The sequence below is a fragment of the Streptomyces sp. NPDC107498 genome, assembly GCF_055582805.1.
In genome coordinates, this window is sequence record NZ_JBVJPE010000007.1 from 334782 (window position 1) to 350493 (window position 15712).

At 73.5% G+C, this 15712-nt stretch carries 13 protein-coding genes; 9 read left to right on the forward strand and 4 right to left on the reverse strand.

The window, feature by feature from the left end; all coding sequences use genetic code 11:
* Nucleotides 1–27 precede the first annotated feature (27 nt).
* Nucleotides 28–942 carry a carbohydrate kinase family protein gene (locus ACZ66Z_RS15840; RefSeq protein WP_469934542.1) on the reverse strand — a complete coding sequence of 305 codons (915 nt, stop codon included), beginning with the start codon at nucleotides 940–942 and terminating at the stop codon, nucleotides 28–30.
* Nucleotides 939–1958: a pseudouridine-5'-phosphate glycosidase gene (locus tag ACZ66Z_RS15845; protein ID WP_469934543.1), complete on the reverse strand. Its 1020-nt coding sequence runs from the start codon at nucleotides 1956–1958 to the stop codon at nucleotides 939–941. Before ACZ66Z_RS15845 ends, ACZ66Z_RS15840 begins: the two co-directional genes overlap by 4 nt.
* Nucleotides 1959–2232: 274 nt before the next feature.
* On the opposite strand from ACZ66Z_RS15845, the gene ACZ66Z_RS15850 reads away from it, so the two are divergent.
* The 4 genes from ACZ66Z_RS15850 (at nucleotide 2233) to ACZ66Z_RS15865 (ending at nucleotide 6562) form a co-directional block, all read left to right on the forward strand.
* Nucleotides 2233–2589, forward strand: coding sequence for a cupin domain-containing protein (locus ACZ66Z_RS15850; protein ID WP_469934544.1), 357 nt, complete (start codon nucleotides 2233–2235; stop codon nucleotides 2587–2589).
* A gap of 307 nt (nucleotides 2590–2896) precedes the next feature.
* Nucleotides 2897–4252, forward strand: a complete 1356-nt coding sequence (locus tag ACZ66Z_RS15855; RefSeq protein ID WP_469934545.1) for a discoidin domain-containing protein — start codon at nucleotides 2897–2899, stop codon at nucleotides 4250–4252.
* On the forward strand, nucleotides 4252–5559 hold the full coding sequence (locus tag ACZ66Z_RS15860) for an MFS transporter (RefSeq protein WP_469934546.1): 1308 nt from the start codon (nucleotides 4252–4254) through the stop codon (nucleotides 5557–5559). Before ACZ66Z_RS15855 ends, ACZ66Z_RS15860 begins: the two co-directional genes overlap by 1 nt.
* A 22-nt stretch (nucleotides 5560–5581) precedes the next feature.
* On the forward strand, nucleotides 5582–6562 hold the full coding sequence (locus ACZ66Z_RS15865; RefSeq protein WP_469934547.1) for a TolB family protein: 981 nt from the start codon (nucleotides 5582–5584) through the stop codon (nucleotides 6560–6562).
* 16 nt (nucleotides 6563–6578) lie between these two features.
* Here ACZ66Z_RS15865 and ACZ66Z_RS15870 read toward each other — a convergent pair whose 3' ends face one another.
* Together ACZ66Z_RS15870 and ACZ66Z_RS15875 are read right to left on the reverse strand one after the other, a co-directional pair.
* Entirely contained in the window at nucleotides 6579–7871 is a 1293-nt protein-coding gene (locus ACZ66Z_RS15870) for an MFS transporter (protein WP_469934548.1), read from the reverse strand.
* 67 nt (nucleotides 7872–7938) lie between these two features.
* The gene (locus tag ACZ66Z_RS15875) at nucleotides 7939–8517 is read right to left on the reverse strand and encodes a methylated-DNA--[protein]-cysteine S-methyltransferase (RefSeq protein ID WP_469934549.1); all 579 of its coding nucleotides are present in this window, start codon (nucleotides 8515–8517) and stop codon (nucleotides 7939–7941) included.
* Nucleotides 8518–8863: 346 nt separating this feature from the next.
* On the opposite strand from ACZ66Z_RS15875, the gene ACZ66Z_RS15880 reads away from it, so the two are divergent.
* From ACZ66Z_RS15880 to ACZ66Z_RS15900, 5 genes are all read left to right on the forward strand, one after another.
* Nucleotides 8864–9787 (forward strand): MHYT domain-containing protein, encoded by a 924-nt coding sequence (locus tag ACZ66Z_RS15880; RefSeq protein ID WP_469934550.1) that lies wholly within the window; start codon nucleotides 8864–8866, stop codon nucleotides 9785–9787.
* Between the two features lie 71 nt (nucleotides 9788–9858).
* On the forward strand, nucleotides 9859–12003 hold the full coding sequence (gene uvrB, locus ACZ66Z_RS15885) for an excinuclease ABC subunit UvrB (protein ID WP_469934551.1): 2145 nt from the start codon (nucleotides 9859–9861) through the stop codon (nucleotides 12001–12003).
* Nucleotides 12004–12154: 151 nt separating this feature from the next.
* Nucleotides 12155–12733, forward strand: a complete 579-nt coding sequence (locus ACZ66Z_RS15890) for a TerD family protein (protein WP_030692674.1) — start codon at nucleotides 12155–12157, stop codon at nucleotides 12731–12733.
* A gap of 98 nt (nucleotides 12734–12831) precedes the next feature.
* On the forward strand, nucleotides 12832–14829 hold the full coding sequence (locus ACZ66Z_RS15895; protein WP_469934552.1) for a TerD family protein: 1998 nt from the start codon (nucleotides 12832–12834) through the stop codon (nucleotides 14827–14829).
* A gap of 229 nt (nucleotides 14830–15058) precedes the next feature.
* On the forward strand, nucleotides 15059–15712 hold a 654-nt coding region (locus tag ACZ66Z_RS15900), incomplete at its 3' end, for a TerC/Alx family metal homeostasis membrane protein (RefSeq protein ID WP_469934553.1).

A 15712-nucleotide genomic window follows, 5' to 3' on the forward strand; every position in this document is an offset into this window, starting at 1 on the left:
CCTCCTCGCCGTCCGCGCATGGACCGGTCAGTCGGCGGCCGGGTCCTCCGGGGGTCTGCCGCCCACGGTGGTGACCGCCTCCGCGCCCGCGCGACAGCCCGCCTCCGCCGCCTGCACCGGGTCCGCGCCCGTGAGCCGCGCGGCCAGGAACGCCCCGGTGAACGCGTCGCCCGCGCCCGTCGAGTCCACCGGTCGCACCTGCGGCGCCGCCACCCGCGCGGTGACCGCGCCGCCCTCGGCGACCAGCGCGCCCGCCGCCCCCAGGGTGACCACGACCAGCGGGAAACGCCGGCTCAACTCCGCTGCCCCCGCCTCCGGTTCGCCGCACCCGGTGAGCGACCGGGCCTCGTCCGCGTTGGGCAGCAGCGTCTCGACGCCCTTCACCGCCGCGAGGAACCGGTCCGCCCCCAGCTCCGCCAGGAACCCCGCCGAGGCCGGGTCCACGCTCACCGGCACCCCCGCGGCCCGTGCGTCCCGCAGCGCCCGGCGGGCCGTCTCGCGACTCGGCTCGGCGAAGAACAGGTACCCCGAGAGGTGCAGCCGGGCCACGCCGTCGAGCAGCCCCGCGGACCAGTCGGTGGGGGAGAGGCGCAGCGCGGCGCCGCTGTCCGTCAGGAAGGTGCGCTCCGACGAGCCGTCCACCAGCGCGATCACGGTGGCCGTCGCCGCGTCCGGGTCCGGTACGAGCAGGGGGTGCACGCCCGCCCGGCGCAGCGCCCGTTCGTGCCAGTCGGCCGCGTCCGTCCCCACCCGGCCGAGCAGCCGCACGTCGTCCCGCCCCGAACGCGCCGCCCAGCAGGCGGCGTTGGCCCCGGCCCCGCCGGGGAGGGTCCGTATCTCCGCCGCCGTGTCCGTGGCGGGGGCGAGCGGCGTCCGGTGCCGGGCGACGACGTCCGTGACCACGTCCCCGACGACCAGCAGCGCGCCTCCGGTCCGGGTCACCGTCCGTCGGCGCCGGCCGCCGACGGACGGTACGTCCCGGTGTCACGGGCCTCCGGGCCGGGAGCCGCCGCACCGCCGGGCCCGGCCCCCGCGGCACGGCCCGGTCCCGTCCCCGCCGCGTACGCCCCCGCGACGCTCGCCGCGAGCCGTACGTTGCCGCGTACCGCCGCGAGGTTGGCCTCCAGAGACGCTCCTTCCGTGTGCACCATCAGGTATTCGAGGAGGAACGGCGTCACCGCCTGCCCGGTGATCCCCTTCTCCTTCGCCGCCGCCAGGCCCTGCGCGAGCACCCGGTCGTGCAGCGCGGGATCCAACTGCTCGGCCACCGGCACCGGGTTGGCCACCACGAGCGCGGCCCGCGGGCCGTCGAGCCCGTCCTGCGCCCGTATCACTCCCGCCACCTCCGCCGGAGTGCGCAGGGTCCAGTCGACGGGCTCGCCCGAGGAGGAGAGGTAGAAGCCGGGGAAGCGGTCCGTGCCGTAGCCGACGACCGTCACCCCCAGGGTCTCCAGGCGCTGGAGCGTCGCGGGCACGTCGAGGATCGACTTGACCCCGGCGCACACCACGGTGATGCCGACCCGGGCGAGCAGTCGCAGGTCGGCGGACTCGTCCTGCGTCTCGCTCCACTCGCGGTGCACGCCGCCGAGCCCGCCCGTCGCGAACACCCGTATGCCGGCCGCGTCCGCCAGCCAGGCCGTCGCCGAGACCGTCGTCGCACCCGTCGCCCCGGTCGCCAGGGCGGGGGCCAGGTCGCGGTGGCCCAGCTTCCGCACCGACGGGTCCTCGGCGATGCGGGTCAGGGCCGCTTGGTCGAGGCCGACCCTGGCCGTGCCGTCGATCACCGCGATCGTGGCGGGGACGGCGCCCCCGGCCCGTACGCACTCCTCCAGCTCCGCCGCCACGGCGAGGTTGCGCGGGCGCGGCAGGCCGTGGGCGATGAGGGTCGATTCCAGCGCGACGACGGGCCGGCCTTCGTGGAGGGCTTCCCGTACCTCTTCGGACACCTGTGTGGACATGTGTGATTCCTTGGCGCGATCACCGGCCCCGCAAACCTCGTTGGCAACCTCCTGCCACCTCCGGGGAGCGGCCTGCGGAATCCGTGACGGGGTGCCGGGCGGAAGCGGCGGAGACGGCCGCGGCGCCCTTGGGTGCTGCGGCGGAGGACCGGTGCGGATTTCGTCGCCGCCGCCCCTCCTCGGCGTCGCGCCTGGTCGGAGCCGAAACGGAGGCTGTTCTTCCAGCCGGTCCCGGCCTCGGAGGGCCCTCGGAGCCCGGCTACAGTCACCGCCCATGACGACTCATGACCTGCCTTCCTTCGCCGTGCACATCCCCGACGCGGAGCTCGAGGCCGAGCCCCTCGACCCCGCCCAGATCGTCTCCGGCACGCCCGAGGTGACGGGCAAGGTGCTGTGGGAATCGGCCGACGGCAAGCAGCTGCGCGGCATCTGGCAGATCACGCCCGGCGTCGTCACCGACACCGAGGCCAACGAGCTCTTCGTGGTGGTCTCCGGGCGGGCGACCGTCGCCGTCGAGGGTGGCGACACCCTGGAGGTCGGCCCCGGTGACGCGTGCGTGCTGCGGGAGGGCGACCGGACGACCTGGACCGTGCACGAGACCCTGCGCAAGGCGTACCACATCAGCCTCTGAAGGCCACCCGGCCCCTGAACTCCGGCCGGGGAAGGGGGAGTACGAGAGACTGGTAGGAAACCTTCCTGTCCGCTATCCTCCCGGGCAGCGGCTTGGCGCGGCGCCCCACCCGAGGGGCGTGACGCGCTCAGCGAGAGCTCTGACCCGGCCGCCGAGCACCACCCCCGCCGTGTGGCGCCCGAATCGCCACCCGGTCGGTCGCCCGTGCCCGTCTCCCGCGGCACGGGCGTCCCAGCCCGCGGCCGGTCCGTGGTGCGCCGCACCGGTGTCCAGCTCTCGCCGACCCCTCAGGCCAGGGAGCCCAGGAATGCGCCCGTTCGCCTCAGCCCCGCCACGCCGCACCACCGACCGACTGCCCCTCGTCCTCGCCGCCGTGCTGCTGCTCGTCGGCGGACTCCTGCTCGCCCTGCCGGACCGGGCCGGAGCCGCCGCCGACGCCCTGATCTCCCAGGGCAGGCCGGCCACGTCCTCCTCCGTCGAGGACTCCACCTTCGGCCCGGAGAAGGCCTTCGACGGCGTCTCCACCACCCGCTGGGCCAGCACCGAGGGCGTCGACCCGCAATGGATCAAGGTCGACCTCGGCCCCTCGGCCACCGTCTCCCGCGTCAAGCTCGTCTGGGAGGCCGCCTACGCCAAGGCCTACCGCGTCGAGACGTCCGCCGACGGCACCGCCTGGACCCGCCTCGCCACCGAGACCGCGGGCAACGGCGGCACGGACGACTGGACCGGGCTCACCGGCACCGGCCGCTACCTGCGCGTCTACGGAACCGCACGCGGCACCTCGTACGGCTACTCGCTCTACACGGTGGAGGTCTACGGCACCACGTCCACCACGCCGCCGCCCACCACGCCCCCGCCCACCGGTGCCTTCACCGTCGTCGCGGCCGGTGACATCGCCGCCCAGTGCACCGCCTCCAGCAGTTCCTGCGCCCACCCGAAGACCGCCGCGCTGGCCCAGCGGATCGCGCCGTCCTTCTACCTGACGATGGGGGACAACCAGTACGACGACGCCCGGCTGTCGGACTTCCGCACCTACTACGACAAGACCTGGGGCGCCTTCAAGGCGCAGACCCGGCCCGTGCCCGGCAACCACGAGTCCTACGACCCGGCCGGCGCGTTCTCCGGCTACAAGTCGTACTTCGGCGCGATCGCCTACCCCCAGGGCAAGCCCTACTACAGCTACGACCAGGGCAACTGGCACTTCGTCGCCCTGGACTCCAACACCTTCGACGACGCCGCGCAGATCCAGTGGCTCAAGGACGACCTCGCGCGGAACACCAAGGGCTGCGTCGCCGCCTACTTCCACCACCCGCTGTACTCCTCCGGCGGCCACGGCAACGACCCCGTCTCCAAGCCCGTCTGGCAGATCCTCCACGGCGCCAAGGCCGACCTCGTCCTCAACGGACACGACCACCACTACGAGCGCTTCGCCCCGCAGGACCCGAACGGACGGGCCACCGCCGACGGCATCGTCGAGATCGTCGGCGGCATGGGCGGCGCCGAGCCCTACGACATCGAGACGGTCCAGCCGAACAGCCAGAAGCGGATCAGCGGGACGTACGGCGTGCTGAAGCTGGACCTCACCGACACCACCTACACCTGGCAGTACGTCGGCACCGACGACCAGGTCAAGGACTCCGGCCCGACCTACACCTGTCACTGATGTACCTCGCGACCACCGGTCGCCGCGACGCGCCGCCCCGCCCCACCGGGGCCCGGCGGCGCGTCCCCGGCACCGTCCTCGTCCTCGGCACGGTCAGCCTCGTCACCGACGTCTCCTCGGAGATGGTGACTGCCGTCCTGCCGCTCTACCTGGTCCTCGGACTCGGCCTCTCCCCGCTCCAGTTCGGCCTCCTCGACGGCCTCACCACCGGTGCCACCGCGCTCGTACGGCTCCTCGGCGGCGCCGGCGCCGACCGCGGCGGCCGCCACAAACAGGTCGCCGGCCTCGGCTACGCCCTCTCCGCCTGCTCCCGGCTCGGCCTCCTCCTCGCCGGCGGGGCGACCGGCTGGATCGCCGGGGCCCTCGCCGCCGACCGGCTCGGCAAGGGCGTCCGCACCGCGCCCCGCGACGCGCTCATCACCCTGCACAGCCCGCCCGAGGACCTCGGCCGGGCCTTCGGCACCCACCGCGCCATGGACACCACCGGCGCCCTCCTCGGACCCCTCGCCGCCTTCGCCCTGCTGTGGGCGACGGCCGAGACGTACGAGACGGTCTTCGCCGTCAGCTTCTGCGTCGGCGCGCTCGGCGTGCTGATCTGGCTGCTCTTCGTGCCGGGCCGGGCGCGGGACCCCGGCCCGCCGCGGGACGACCGGGGCACGCGGCCGAAGGCCCCGGTGGCGCCACGCGCGCGTGGCGGGCTCCTCACGATCCCGCGTTCACCCGCGTACCGCCGGATCGTGCTCTGCGCCGCCCTCCTCGGCGCCGCCACCGTCGGCGACTCCTTCCTCTACCTGCTGCTCCAACGGCGCCTCGACCTCGACGCCACCTGGTTCCCGTTCCTGCCGTTGGGCGCGGCGGCCGTCTACCTGCTGCTCGCCGTTCCGGCGGGCCACCTCGCCGACCGCTTCGGGCGCCGCCGACCCCTGCTGTACGGGCACGGAGCCCTGCTCCTCGCCTACGGACTGCTCCTCGCCCCCGTGCCCGGCGCGGCGGCCCTCGTGGGCGTCCTCGTCCTGCTCGGGGTCTTCTACGCCGCCACCGACGGCGTCCTGATGGCCCTCACCGGACCGTTCCTCGCCGAGGGACGGCAGGCCGGCGGCCTCGCGGTCGTCCAGACCGCGCAGGCGCTCGCCCGGCTCGGCGCCGCCGTCGCCTTCGGCGCCGTCTGGACGGCGAGCGGACCGGAGACGGCCCTCGTGGCGGCCCTCCTGGCCCTCGCGGCGGCCCTGGCCCTCGCCGCCCGTCTGCTGCCGCCCGGCACCCGAAGGGAGGGCGACACGACCGTCCCCGAAGGGAGTACGACATGACCGTCCCCGAAGGGAGCGCGACATGAACATCCCCGCCTCCACGCGCGCGCGTGTGGTGATCCTCGTCCTCGCCCTCCTGCTGCTCGGCGGTGGAGCCACCGCCTACACCCTCCGCGCCGCCTCCGGGCGGGCGGCCGCCACCGGGACCGCCGACCCCGGCTTCACCCTCGACGGCGGCACCGGCGCGCTCTACGTCCGGGACACCGCGAGCGGGCGCGTCGCGCGCGTGGACCCGGCCGCGCCCGGCGGCCGGACGGTGGGCGGACCTTCCTGCGACCGGTTCCACGCGGCCGGTTCCACCGCCCTCTGCCTGCAACGGCGGCCGGGCGTACCGGCCCGCTCCTACGTCCTGGTGCTCGACGGCCGGCTCCGCGAGGTCCGCCGCATCGGCCTGCCCGGCATCCCCAGCCGGGCGAGGGTCTCCGCCTCGGGACACATGCTGTCCTGGACGATGTTCGCCACCGGCGACTCGTACGCGCGCTCGGCCTTCTCCACGCGCACCTCGATCCTCGACCTGCGCACCGGATACCTGGTGAAGAACATCGAGCAGATCCCGCTCACCCTCGACGGCCGCCGTCACCACGCACCCGACGTCAACTACTGGGGCGTCACCTTCGCCGCCGACGACGACCGCTTCTACGCCACCGTCTCGACGGGCGGCCGCACCCGTCTCGTCGAGGGCGACATGAGCGACTGGTCCGCCCGGACGCTGCGGGAGAACGTGGAATGCCCCTCGCTCTCCCCGGACGGGACCCGGATCGCCTTCAAGAAGCGGGTGTCCGACGGCCCGCGCGAGCCGTGGCGGTTGTACGTGTACGACCTGCGCACCGGACGCGAGCACCCCGTCGCCGAGCGGCGCGGCATCGACGACCAGGCGTTGTGGACGGACCCGAAGACCCTCGCGTACGGATACGGGGGAGCGGTCTGGTCGGTGCCCGCCGACGGCACGGGCGCCCCGCGACGGCTGGCCGACGGGGCCTCGTCCCCGGCGGTGCCGCACTGAGGCCGGGGCGGTCCGGTCAGGCCTTCCGGAGGGCGCCGCGCAGCGCGAGCGCCGCCATCGGCAGCAGCAGACAGGCGGCGATCGCGTTCAGCGGCCCGTAGCCCGCCTGCGAGACGATCAGGCCCGCCACGAGGCCGCCTACTCCGGCGGCGGTGTTCATCACGAAGTCGGAGAGCCCCTGGACGGCGGCCCGCGCGGCCTGCGGCACCGAGTCGGTGAGCAGCGCCGAGCCGGACACGAGACCCGCCGACCAGCCCAGGCCGAGGAGGAAGAGGCCCAGCGCGGTCCGGCCGTGGGACGGGCCCGCGGTGCCCGCCACGAGCGCCGCCGTACCGATGAGGCCGACCGCGAGCCCGATCACCGAGAGCCGGCCGAGGCGGTCGGACAGCCAGCCCATCAGCGGCGAGAAGGCGTACATCCCGGTGATGTGCCCGCTGATCACGAGTCCGATCAGCTGGATGTCCGCGCCGTGATGGGTGAGCGCCACCGGGGTCATCGACATGATCGACACCATGGCGGTGTGCGAGCCGGCGATGGTGACCAGGGCGAGGCGGGCGCGCGGGGACTTGCGCACCGCGGCCGTCCCGGCCCGCAGGGAGCGGCCGTCCTCCGCCCCGTCCGGCCCGGCGGACGACAGCGCGCGGGCGGTGAGCAGCGGGTCCGGGCGCAGCAGCACGGCCACCACGGCCGCCGCGAGCACGAAGACGCCGGCGGCCCAGACGAACGGCCCGGCGGCAGCCGGGACGCCCAGACCCGCGACGCTCTTCCCGGCGGGCGCGGCGACGTTCGGGCCGAGCACCGCGCCGATCGTGGTCGCCCACACCACCGTGGAGATGGCCCGGGCCCTGCGGTCCGGCTCGGCGAGGTCGGCGGCGGCGAAGCGGGCGGCCAGGTTCGCCGAGGACCCGGCGCCGAAGCCGACGAGCCCGACGAGCAGCAGGGGGAAGTTCCCGAGGACCGCGCCGAGCACCACCACACCGGCACCGAGCGCCGCCAGCAGGTAGGCGAGGACGAGTCCCGTCCGGCGCCCCCGCGAGGCCATCAGCGTGGCCAGCGGCATGGCGAGCAGCGCCGAGCCGACCACCGACGCCGTCGACGCGAGACCGGACAGCGCCTCGGTGCCGCTGACGTCCCTGGCCAGGACGGCGGCGAGGGCGAAACCGATGGCGATGCCGAGGCCTCCCAGGATCTGGGTGGCGATCAGCGTGGCCTGAACCCGTCGGCGGAGCGCCGGCAGCTCGGCGGGGGCGACGGGGACGGGTATCTCGTCGGACGCGGCAGCGTCAGGGGCACTGGGGGCATGGGTCACTTACGTGAGTGTGCCAGCCGTCTCATCCGATGGGAACGGCCCCTCTCGCCTCCGAGGCGGCCCGCACTCAGAAGAGCGGTGCCGGCAGCACCCCCTCCAGGGCCAGCAGCTGCCGCTTCGTCTCCAGACCGCCACCGAAGCCGCCGAGACCGCCGTCGCTCTCCACCACCCGGTGGCACGGCACCACGACCGGCAGCGGATTGGCGCCCATCGCCGCTCCGACCGCCTGCGCCGCGCCCGGCTGTCCCACGCGCCTGGCCAGCTCCCCGTACCCCACGACCGTGCCGTACGGAACGCCCGTCGCCAGCTCGCGCAGCACCTGCCGGTTGAAGCCGGTCGTCAGGCTCCAGTCCAGCGGCAGGTCGAGGCGGTCCGGCTCGCCCGCGAAGTACCGGTCGAGCCGGCGTATCGCCTCGGCGAGCCGCCCCGAGGCGCACTCCACCGGCTCCGCGCCGAGCTGCCCCGCCAGCCGGCCGAGCATCCGCTCCCGCCGCGCCGCGTCGGCGTGGAACTCGACCCGCACGAGCCCCCGCCCGGTCGCGGCGAGGAGGAGCGGCCCGACGGCGCTCTCCACGACCGTCCACTCCACCGTGCCGGCCCGCTCCCGGCCGTCCGGCCCCGCTGCCGCCCCCGCGTCGATGTCCATGCCGCCCACGGTACGACCCGCCACCGACAACGCGGCCCGAACCGTCACCGCACGACCCGCCCGCCCCGGAACCACCACCGCCCGCCCGCCCGCACGGCCCGGAACCGTCACCGGCGTCACCGTCCCGACCCGTCGTGGACAAGCCGGTCCGCGACCGTCGCCGAAAGCGCGGTTCGGCTCCGGCGCCGAGATCACGGACAGGTCTCGCTCCGGTCTCGCGCATGGAAATTCCCCGGTCACATGGTCGCCGGGCCCTCGGCGCGCCATAATCTCGCCCCGGTAGTACTACCCAGCGGTACCGACTGTTTTCGGACGACGTTGCGCCAGGAGTGGAGGACACACGCTCATGCAGGGCACGGTCGACGGATTCAGCTACGGGCTCGTCACGCCGGTGGCCGCCTTTCTCATGGCCTGCCTCGGCGGCGCCCTCGGCCTGAGGTGCACCACCAGATCGCTCCGGCACCACGACACCTTCAAAGCCGGCTGGCTCGCCCTCGGCGCCACCTCGATCGGCACCGGCATTTGGACGATGCACTTCATCGCCATGATGGGCTTCTCCGTCGCGCAGGCGCCCATCGACTACGACCGCCCCATCACCTTCGCCAGCCTGGGCGTCGCGGTCCTCATGGTCGGTATCGGCATCTTCATCGTCGGCTACCGGGGGGCGACCGCCCTCACCCTGGTCACCGGCGGCACCATCACCGGCCTCGGCGTCGCCACCATGCACTACCTCGGCATGGCCGGCATGCGCTTCCAGGGCCGGATCGAGTACGACACGGTCACCGTCGCCCTTTCCGTGGTCATCGCCGTCGTGGCCGCCACAGCGGCCCTCTGGGCGGCCGCCTCCGTGCATGGATTTCTGGCCAGCCTCGGTGCGAGCCTGGTGATGGGCGTCGCCGTGAGCGGTATGCACTACACCGCCATGGCCGCCGTCAGCGTCCACCTGCACGGGGCCGGGGCCCGCACCGGAACCGACGACCCCGCCACCTCGCTCCTCCTGCCCATGCTGATCGGCCCGGCGGTCTTCCTGATCCTGGCCGCGGTCGTCGTCATGTTCGACCCGCTGCTCGTGATGGGCGACCCGGACTGGCAGCGGCCCGCCGCGCGGATGCCGCACCGCCCCGGCGTGCCCGCGCCGCGCCACGTCCCGTCCTACGGCGAGCCCGCCAACTGGAGCGCCCGCCCGGCCGGCCGCCCCGTGGGCCGGGCCGTCGGACGGACCGCGCGCAGGACCGTCCCGCGCGGCGGGCACCGCTCCCAGGACTGGTGACGGGGCGCCCGGCGCCCGGGCGGTGAGCCGATCACCGCCCGAGTGTCAGTGCCGGGTCGTACGGTGGTTGCATGCGGCCCGTTTCCAAGATCGAACGTTCGGTGGCGCCCTTCGAGGTCGTCAGCGAGTACCAGCCCAGCGGCGACCAGCCGACCGCCATCGCCGACCTCGAGCGGCGCATCCGGGCGGGCGAGAAGGACGTCGTCCTCCTCGGTGCCACCGGCACCGGCAAGTCGGCGACCACCGCCTGGATGATCGAGAAGCTCCAGCGCCCCACCCTGGTGATGGCGCCGAACAAGACGCTGGCCGCCCAGCTGGCGAACGAGTTCCGCGAGCTCCTGCCGAACAACGCCGTCGAGTACTTCGTCTCGTACTACGACTACTACCAGCCCGAGGCGTACGTCCCGCAGTCGGACACCTACATCGAGAAGGACTCCTCCATCAACGAGGAGGTGGAGCGGCTCCGCCACTCCGCGACGAACTCCCTGCTCACCCGCCGGGACGTCGTCGTGGTCGCCTCCGTCTCCTGCATCTACGGCCTCGGCACGCCCCAGGAGTACGTGGACCGGATGGTCCCGCTCAAGGTCGGCGAGGAGATCGACCGCGACCAGCTGCTGCGCCGCTTCGTCGACATCCAGTACACCCGGAACGACCTGGCGTTCACCCGCGGCACCTTCCGGGTGCGCGGCGACACCATCGAGATCTTCCCGGTGTACGAGGAGCTCGCCGTCCGCATCGAGATGTTCGGCGACGAGATCGAGGCACTCTCCACCCTCCATCCGCTCACCGGCGAGGTCATCAGCGAGGACCGCGAGCTGTACGTCTTCCCCGCCAGCCACTACGTCGCCGGGCCCGAGCGCATGGAGCGGGCGATCAACGACATCGAGCGCGAGCTGGAGGGCCGCCTCGCCGAGCTGGACAGGCAGGGCAAGCACCTGGAGTCCCAGCGCCTGCGGATGCGCACCACGTACGACATCGAGATGATGCGGCAGATCGGCTCCTGCTCCGGCATCGAGAACTACTCGATGCACTTCGACGGCCGCGAGCCCGGCTCCGCGCCCAACACCCTCCTCGACTACTTCCCCGAGGACTTCCTCCTCGTCATCGACGAGTCGCACGTCACCGTGCCCCAGATCGGCGCCATGTACGAGGGCGACGCCTCCCGCAAGCGGACCCTGGTCGACCACGGCTTCCGCCTCCCCTCCGCCCTCGACAACCGCCCGCTGAAGTGGGAGGAGTTCCAGGAGCGGATCGGCCAGACCGTCTACCTCTCCGCGACCCCCGGCACCTACGAACTCTCGCGCGGCGACGGCTTCGTCGAGCAGATCATCCGCCCGACCGGACTCGTCGACCCCGAGGTCGTCGTCAAGCCCACCGAGGGCCAGATCGACGACCTGGTCCACGAGATCCGGCTGCGCGCCGAGCGCGACGAGCGGGTCCTCGTCACCACCCTCACCAAGAAGATGGCCGAGGACCTCACCGACTACTTCCTGGAGCTCGGCATCCAGGTGCGCTACCTGCACAGCGACGTCGACACCCTGCGCCGCATCGAGCTGCTGCGCGAGCTCCGGGCCGGCGAGTACGACGTCCTCGTCGGCATCAACCTCCTCCGGGAGGGCCTCGACCTGCCCGAGGTGTCCCTGGTCGCCATCCTCGACGCCGACAAGCAGGGCTTCCTGCGCTCCGGGACCTCCCTCATCCAGACGATCGGCCGCGCCGCGCGGAACGTGTCGGGCCAGGTCCACATGTACGCCGACCGGATGACCCCGGCGATGGAGCAGGCCATCGACGAGACCAACCGGCGCCGCGAGAAGCAGATCGCGTACAACACGGAACACGGCATCGACCCCCAGCCGCTCCGCAAGAAGATCAACGACATCGTCGCGACCATCGCGCGCGAGGAGATCGACACCGAGGAACTGCTCGGCACCGGCTACCGGCAGGCGAAGGAGGGCAAGGGCGCGAAGGCCCCCGTGCCCTCGCTCGCCGCGCACGGCCCCGCGGCCAAGGGCCGGGGCAAGGGCGGCAAGGCCGGTTCCACCGTCGAGCTCGGTGACCGGCCCGCCACCGAACTGGCCGCGATCATCGAGGAGATGACCGACCGCATGCGTGCCGCGGCGGCCGAGCTGCAGTTCGAGGTGGCGGCCCGGCTCCGCGACGAAGTGGGGGAGCTGAAGAAGGAGTTGCGCCAGATGAAGGAGGCGGGACTCGCCTGACCGGCCGGGGCGGACGGGCGGTCCGGTGTGTTGCAAGACCGACACAAAACCGGACCGCGTCTCCGCGCTGTCGGTGCCGCTGCGTAGGGTGCTCGACAACCGCACGCACGGAACGGCGGGCGCGGGGAACGCTAACGAGAGGGGCAGACGCGTGTCGGTCAACATGACCAAGGGCCAGGCCATCAGCCTGGAGAAGAGGGGCGGGGGCAGCCTCACCCAGGTGCGGATGGGGCTCGGCTGGCAGGCGGCGCCGCGCCGCGGTCTCTTCGGCTCGCGCACCCGGGAGATCGACCTGGACGCCTCGGCCGTCCTCTTCGCCGAGAAGCAGCCGGTGGACGTGGTCTTCTTCCGCCACCTGGTCAGCGACGACGGCTCGGTCAAGCACACCGGTGACAACCTCGTCGGCGGCGCGGGCCAGGGCGGCGACGACGAGGCGATCCTCGTCGACCTGGAGCGGGTGCCGGTCCACATCGACCAGATCGTCTTCACGGTGAACTCCTTCACCGGCCAGACGTTCCAGGAGGTGCAGAACGCCTTCTGCCGGATCGTCGACGAGACGAACGGGCAGGAGCTCGCGCGCTACACCCTCGACGGCGGCGGCAACTACACCGCGCAGATCATGGCGAAGGTGCACCGGGTCGGCTCCGGCTGGCAGATGACGGCCCTGGGCAACCCGGCCAACGGGCGCACCTTCCAGGACCTGATGCCCGCGATCCTGCCGCACCTGTAGACGGGCCCGGCACGGCACACCCACAGCTCCCGGAGGCGCGAGGCCGCCGGGAGCTGTCCGCATGATCCGCACCTGGAAACACCGAGGGGACAGAGACGATGACGGCCGAGCTGGTCCGGGGGCAGAACCACCCCCTGCCCGAGACCCGACTGGAGATCCGGGTGTCGGCCGGTCATCCCGTCCTCGCCGGAGCCGCTCTCGGCGACGAGCGGGGCCGGGTCGCGGGCGCGGAGTGGATCGCCCACCCCGGCGCGCCCTCCCTGCCCGGCGTGGACGTGTCCGGAGGGGCCGCCGCCGACCATCGCCTCGCCGTCGATCTGGACGCCGTCCCCGGTGCCGTCCACCGCATCTCGGTCCTCCTCGCGCTGACCGGCGGAGCCGTCCGCTTCGGGGCCCTCGCGGCCCCGTTCGTCGCCGTCACCGGCTCCGACGGCACCGAGATCGCCAGCTACACCATCACCGGCCTCGACACGGAGTCCGCCGTCGTCGCCCTGGAGCTGTACCGCCGCCAGGGAGCCTGGAAGGTCCGCGCCATGGGCCAGGGGTACGCGGGCGGGCTCGCCGCCCTGCTCGGCGACCAGGGCCTGGAGCGCCCCGCGGATCTCGCCGCCGCGATCCTGGCGACGGTGTCGGCGGCTCCGGACGTGCGGGCCATGCCCCCCTCGCCCGACGTTCCCCCGCGCGTCCCCGAGCCGGAACGGGTGCGCCACACCGCGCCGCCCACCGCGCCGGACCCGGCACCGGCGTTCCCGACGGCCGCTCCTGATCCGGCACCGGCGACCCCGACGGCCGGCCCGGCACCGGCGACCCCGCTCACCGCCCCGGACCCGGCGTCGACCGCGCCGTCCCCCGCCCCGGTGACGGGTGCCGACGCCGGCGGGCCCATCGACTACTCCCACCCCCGGCGCCGTCCGGCCCCTGCCGCCGAACCCGCCCCCGCGCCCCGGCAGCCCCCGCAGGCCCCGCCCGTGCCCGTCGCCGGGGACGCCACGGGCTGGTCCATGGAGGAGCGGCTCTACAACCAGGTGTGGGGCATGTTCGAGGACCTGGCCCGTACCGCCGCCGCCTACCGCAGCGCCTGCGACTTCGCGGAGTCCCGGCTCGACCGGGAGCTCGACGAGACGCTCACCGACTACCGCGCCCGGGCCGACGGCGCGAACGACGCCGCGCGGGCCGCCGCCCGCGCCCGGCACGACGAACTCGTGGAGCGCGCCCGGGAGGTCCTGGACCGGGACCTCGCCCAGCTCGCCGCCGAGTCCGAGGTCGTCGAGCCGGCGCTGCCCGTCGCCTACGCCCGCTGGGACAACCCCGTCTGGCACGCCTACCGCGTCCCGGACGAGGAGCCGATGGCCGTCCGGCTCGGCGACCTCCACCTCCCCGAGCGCACCGATCTGCGGATCCCCCTGCTCGTCCGGCTGCCGCTGGAGCGCGGTCTGTGGGTGGACTCCGGGCGCGGTCACTCCGAGGCGGCCGGGCTCCTCGACGAGGCCGAGCTGCGGCGGCTCGCCCTGGACTGCGCGGTGGCGCACGCGGCACGGCTCCTCGCGGCGCACCCGGCCGGCGCATTCACCGTCCACGTCGTCGACCCGGCGGGCGCGGGCGCCGCGGCCCTCGCGCCCCTCGTGGATACGGGGGCGGCCGCCCCGCCGGCCCGGGGCGCGGCCGGTGTCTCGGCGGTCCTGGAGCAGCTCACGGAGCGGGTCGACCTGCTGCAGATGGCGCTGCGGGGCGGGGCGGCCGACGCGCTGCCGCCCGGCCTGGACACGGCCCGACAGCTGCTGATCGTGCACGACTTCCCGCACGGCTTCGACGACCGGGCGGTCACGCGGCTGCGGTACCTCGCCGACGAGGGGCCCTCGGTCGGCGTCCATCTGCTGATGGTCGCGGCCCGGGAGGACGCCGCCGCGTACGGGCCGCTGCTCGACCCGCTGTGGCGCTCGCTGCTGCGTCTCACCCCGGTGCCCGACGACCACCTGGCCGACCCGTGGGTCGGGCACGCCTGGTCGTACGAGCCGCCGCTCCTTCCGCCGGGCAGCGGGATCCTCCGTCAGGTCCTCGGGCAGGTGGCGGCCGCCCGCCATGGAAAGCAGCCCTGACCTGGTCTTTTGAGTCCCCTTTACCCTGCCCTTTACCTTCTCTTGGTCTTTCGGGTAGTCTTCTTGGTGCGGAGGGGAGTACTCCCTGTACGCGGCGTACCCGTCAGTACGGACGGATCATCCTGGATCCGATCCCGGGGCGTCGGCCCGGCGGCCCGTCCGCCACCGGGTGGAAGAGACCTCCGGCAGCGACGACGCTGATCAGTAGCCGTACGACGCCGGAGGCGCAGTGGACGTTTCGATGACCTTGTGGGTGCTGACCGTTCTCGGTCTGGTCGCCCTGATCGGTGCCGACTTCTTCATCGGGCGCAAGCCCCATGACGTCTCGGTCAAGGAAGCCGGAATCTGGACCGTCGTGTGGATCGTGCTCGCCGCGCTCTTCGGGCTCGGCCTGCTGGTCTTCGGCGACGGCCGGGCGTCCGGCGAGTTCTTCGCGGGCTACATCACCGAGAAGTCGCTCAGCGTCGACAACCTCTTCGTCTTCGTCCTGATCATGGCGAAGTTCTCGGTCCCCTCGCACCTCCAGCAGCGGGTGCTGCTCGTGGGCGTGCTGATCGCCCTGGTGCTCCGCGCGATCTTCATCGCCGCCGGCGCCGCGATCATCGCGAGCTTCTCCTGGGTCTTCTACCTCTTCGGCGCGTTCCTGATCTACACCGCCTGGAAGCTCATCCAGGAGGCGCGTTCCGACGAGGACGAGGACGACTGGGAGGAGAACCGTCTCCTCAAGACCGTCGAGAAGAAGTTCGGCGTCGCCGACCGCTACCACGGCACCAAGCTCTTCATCCGCGCCAACGGCAAGCGGGTGCTGACGCCGCTGATGGTCGTCATGCTCGCCATCGGCACCACCGACATCCTCTTCGCCCTCGACTCCATCCCGGCGATC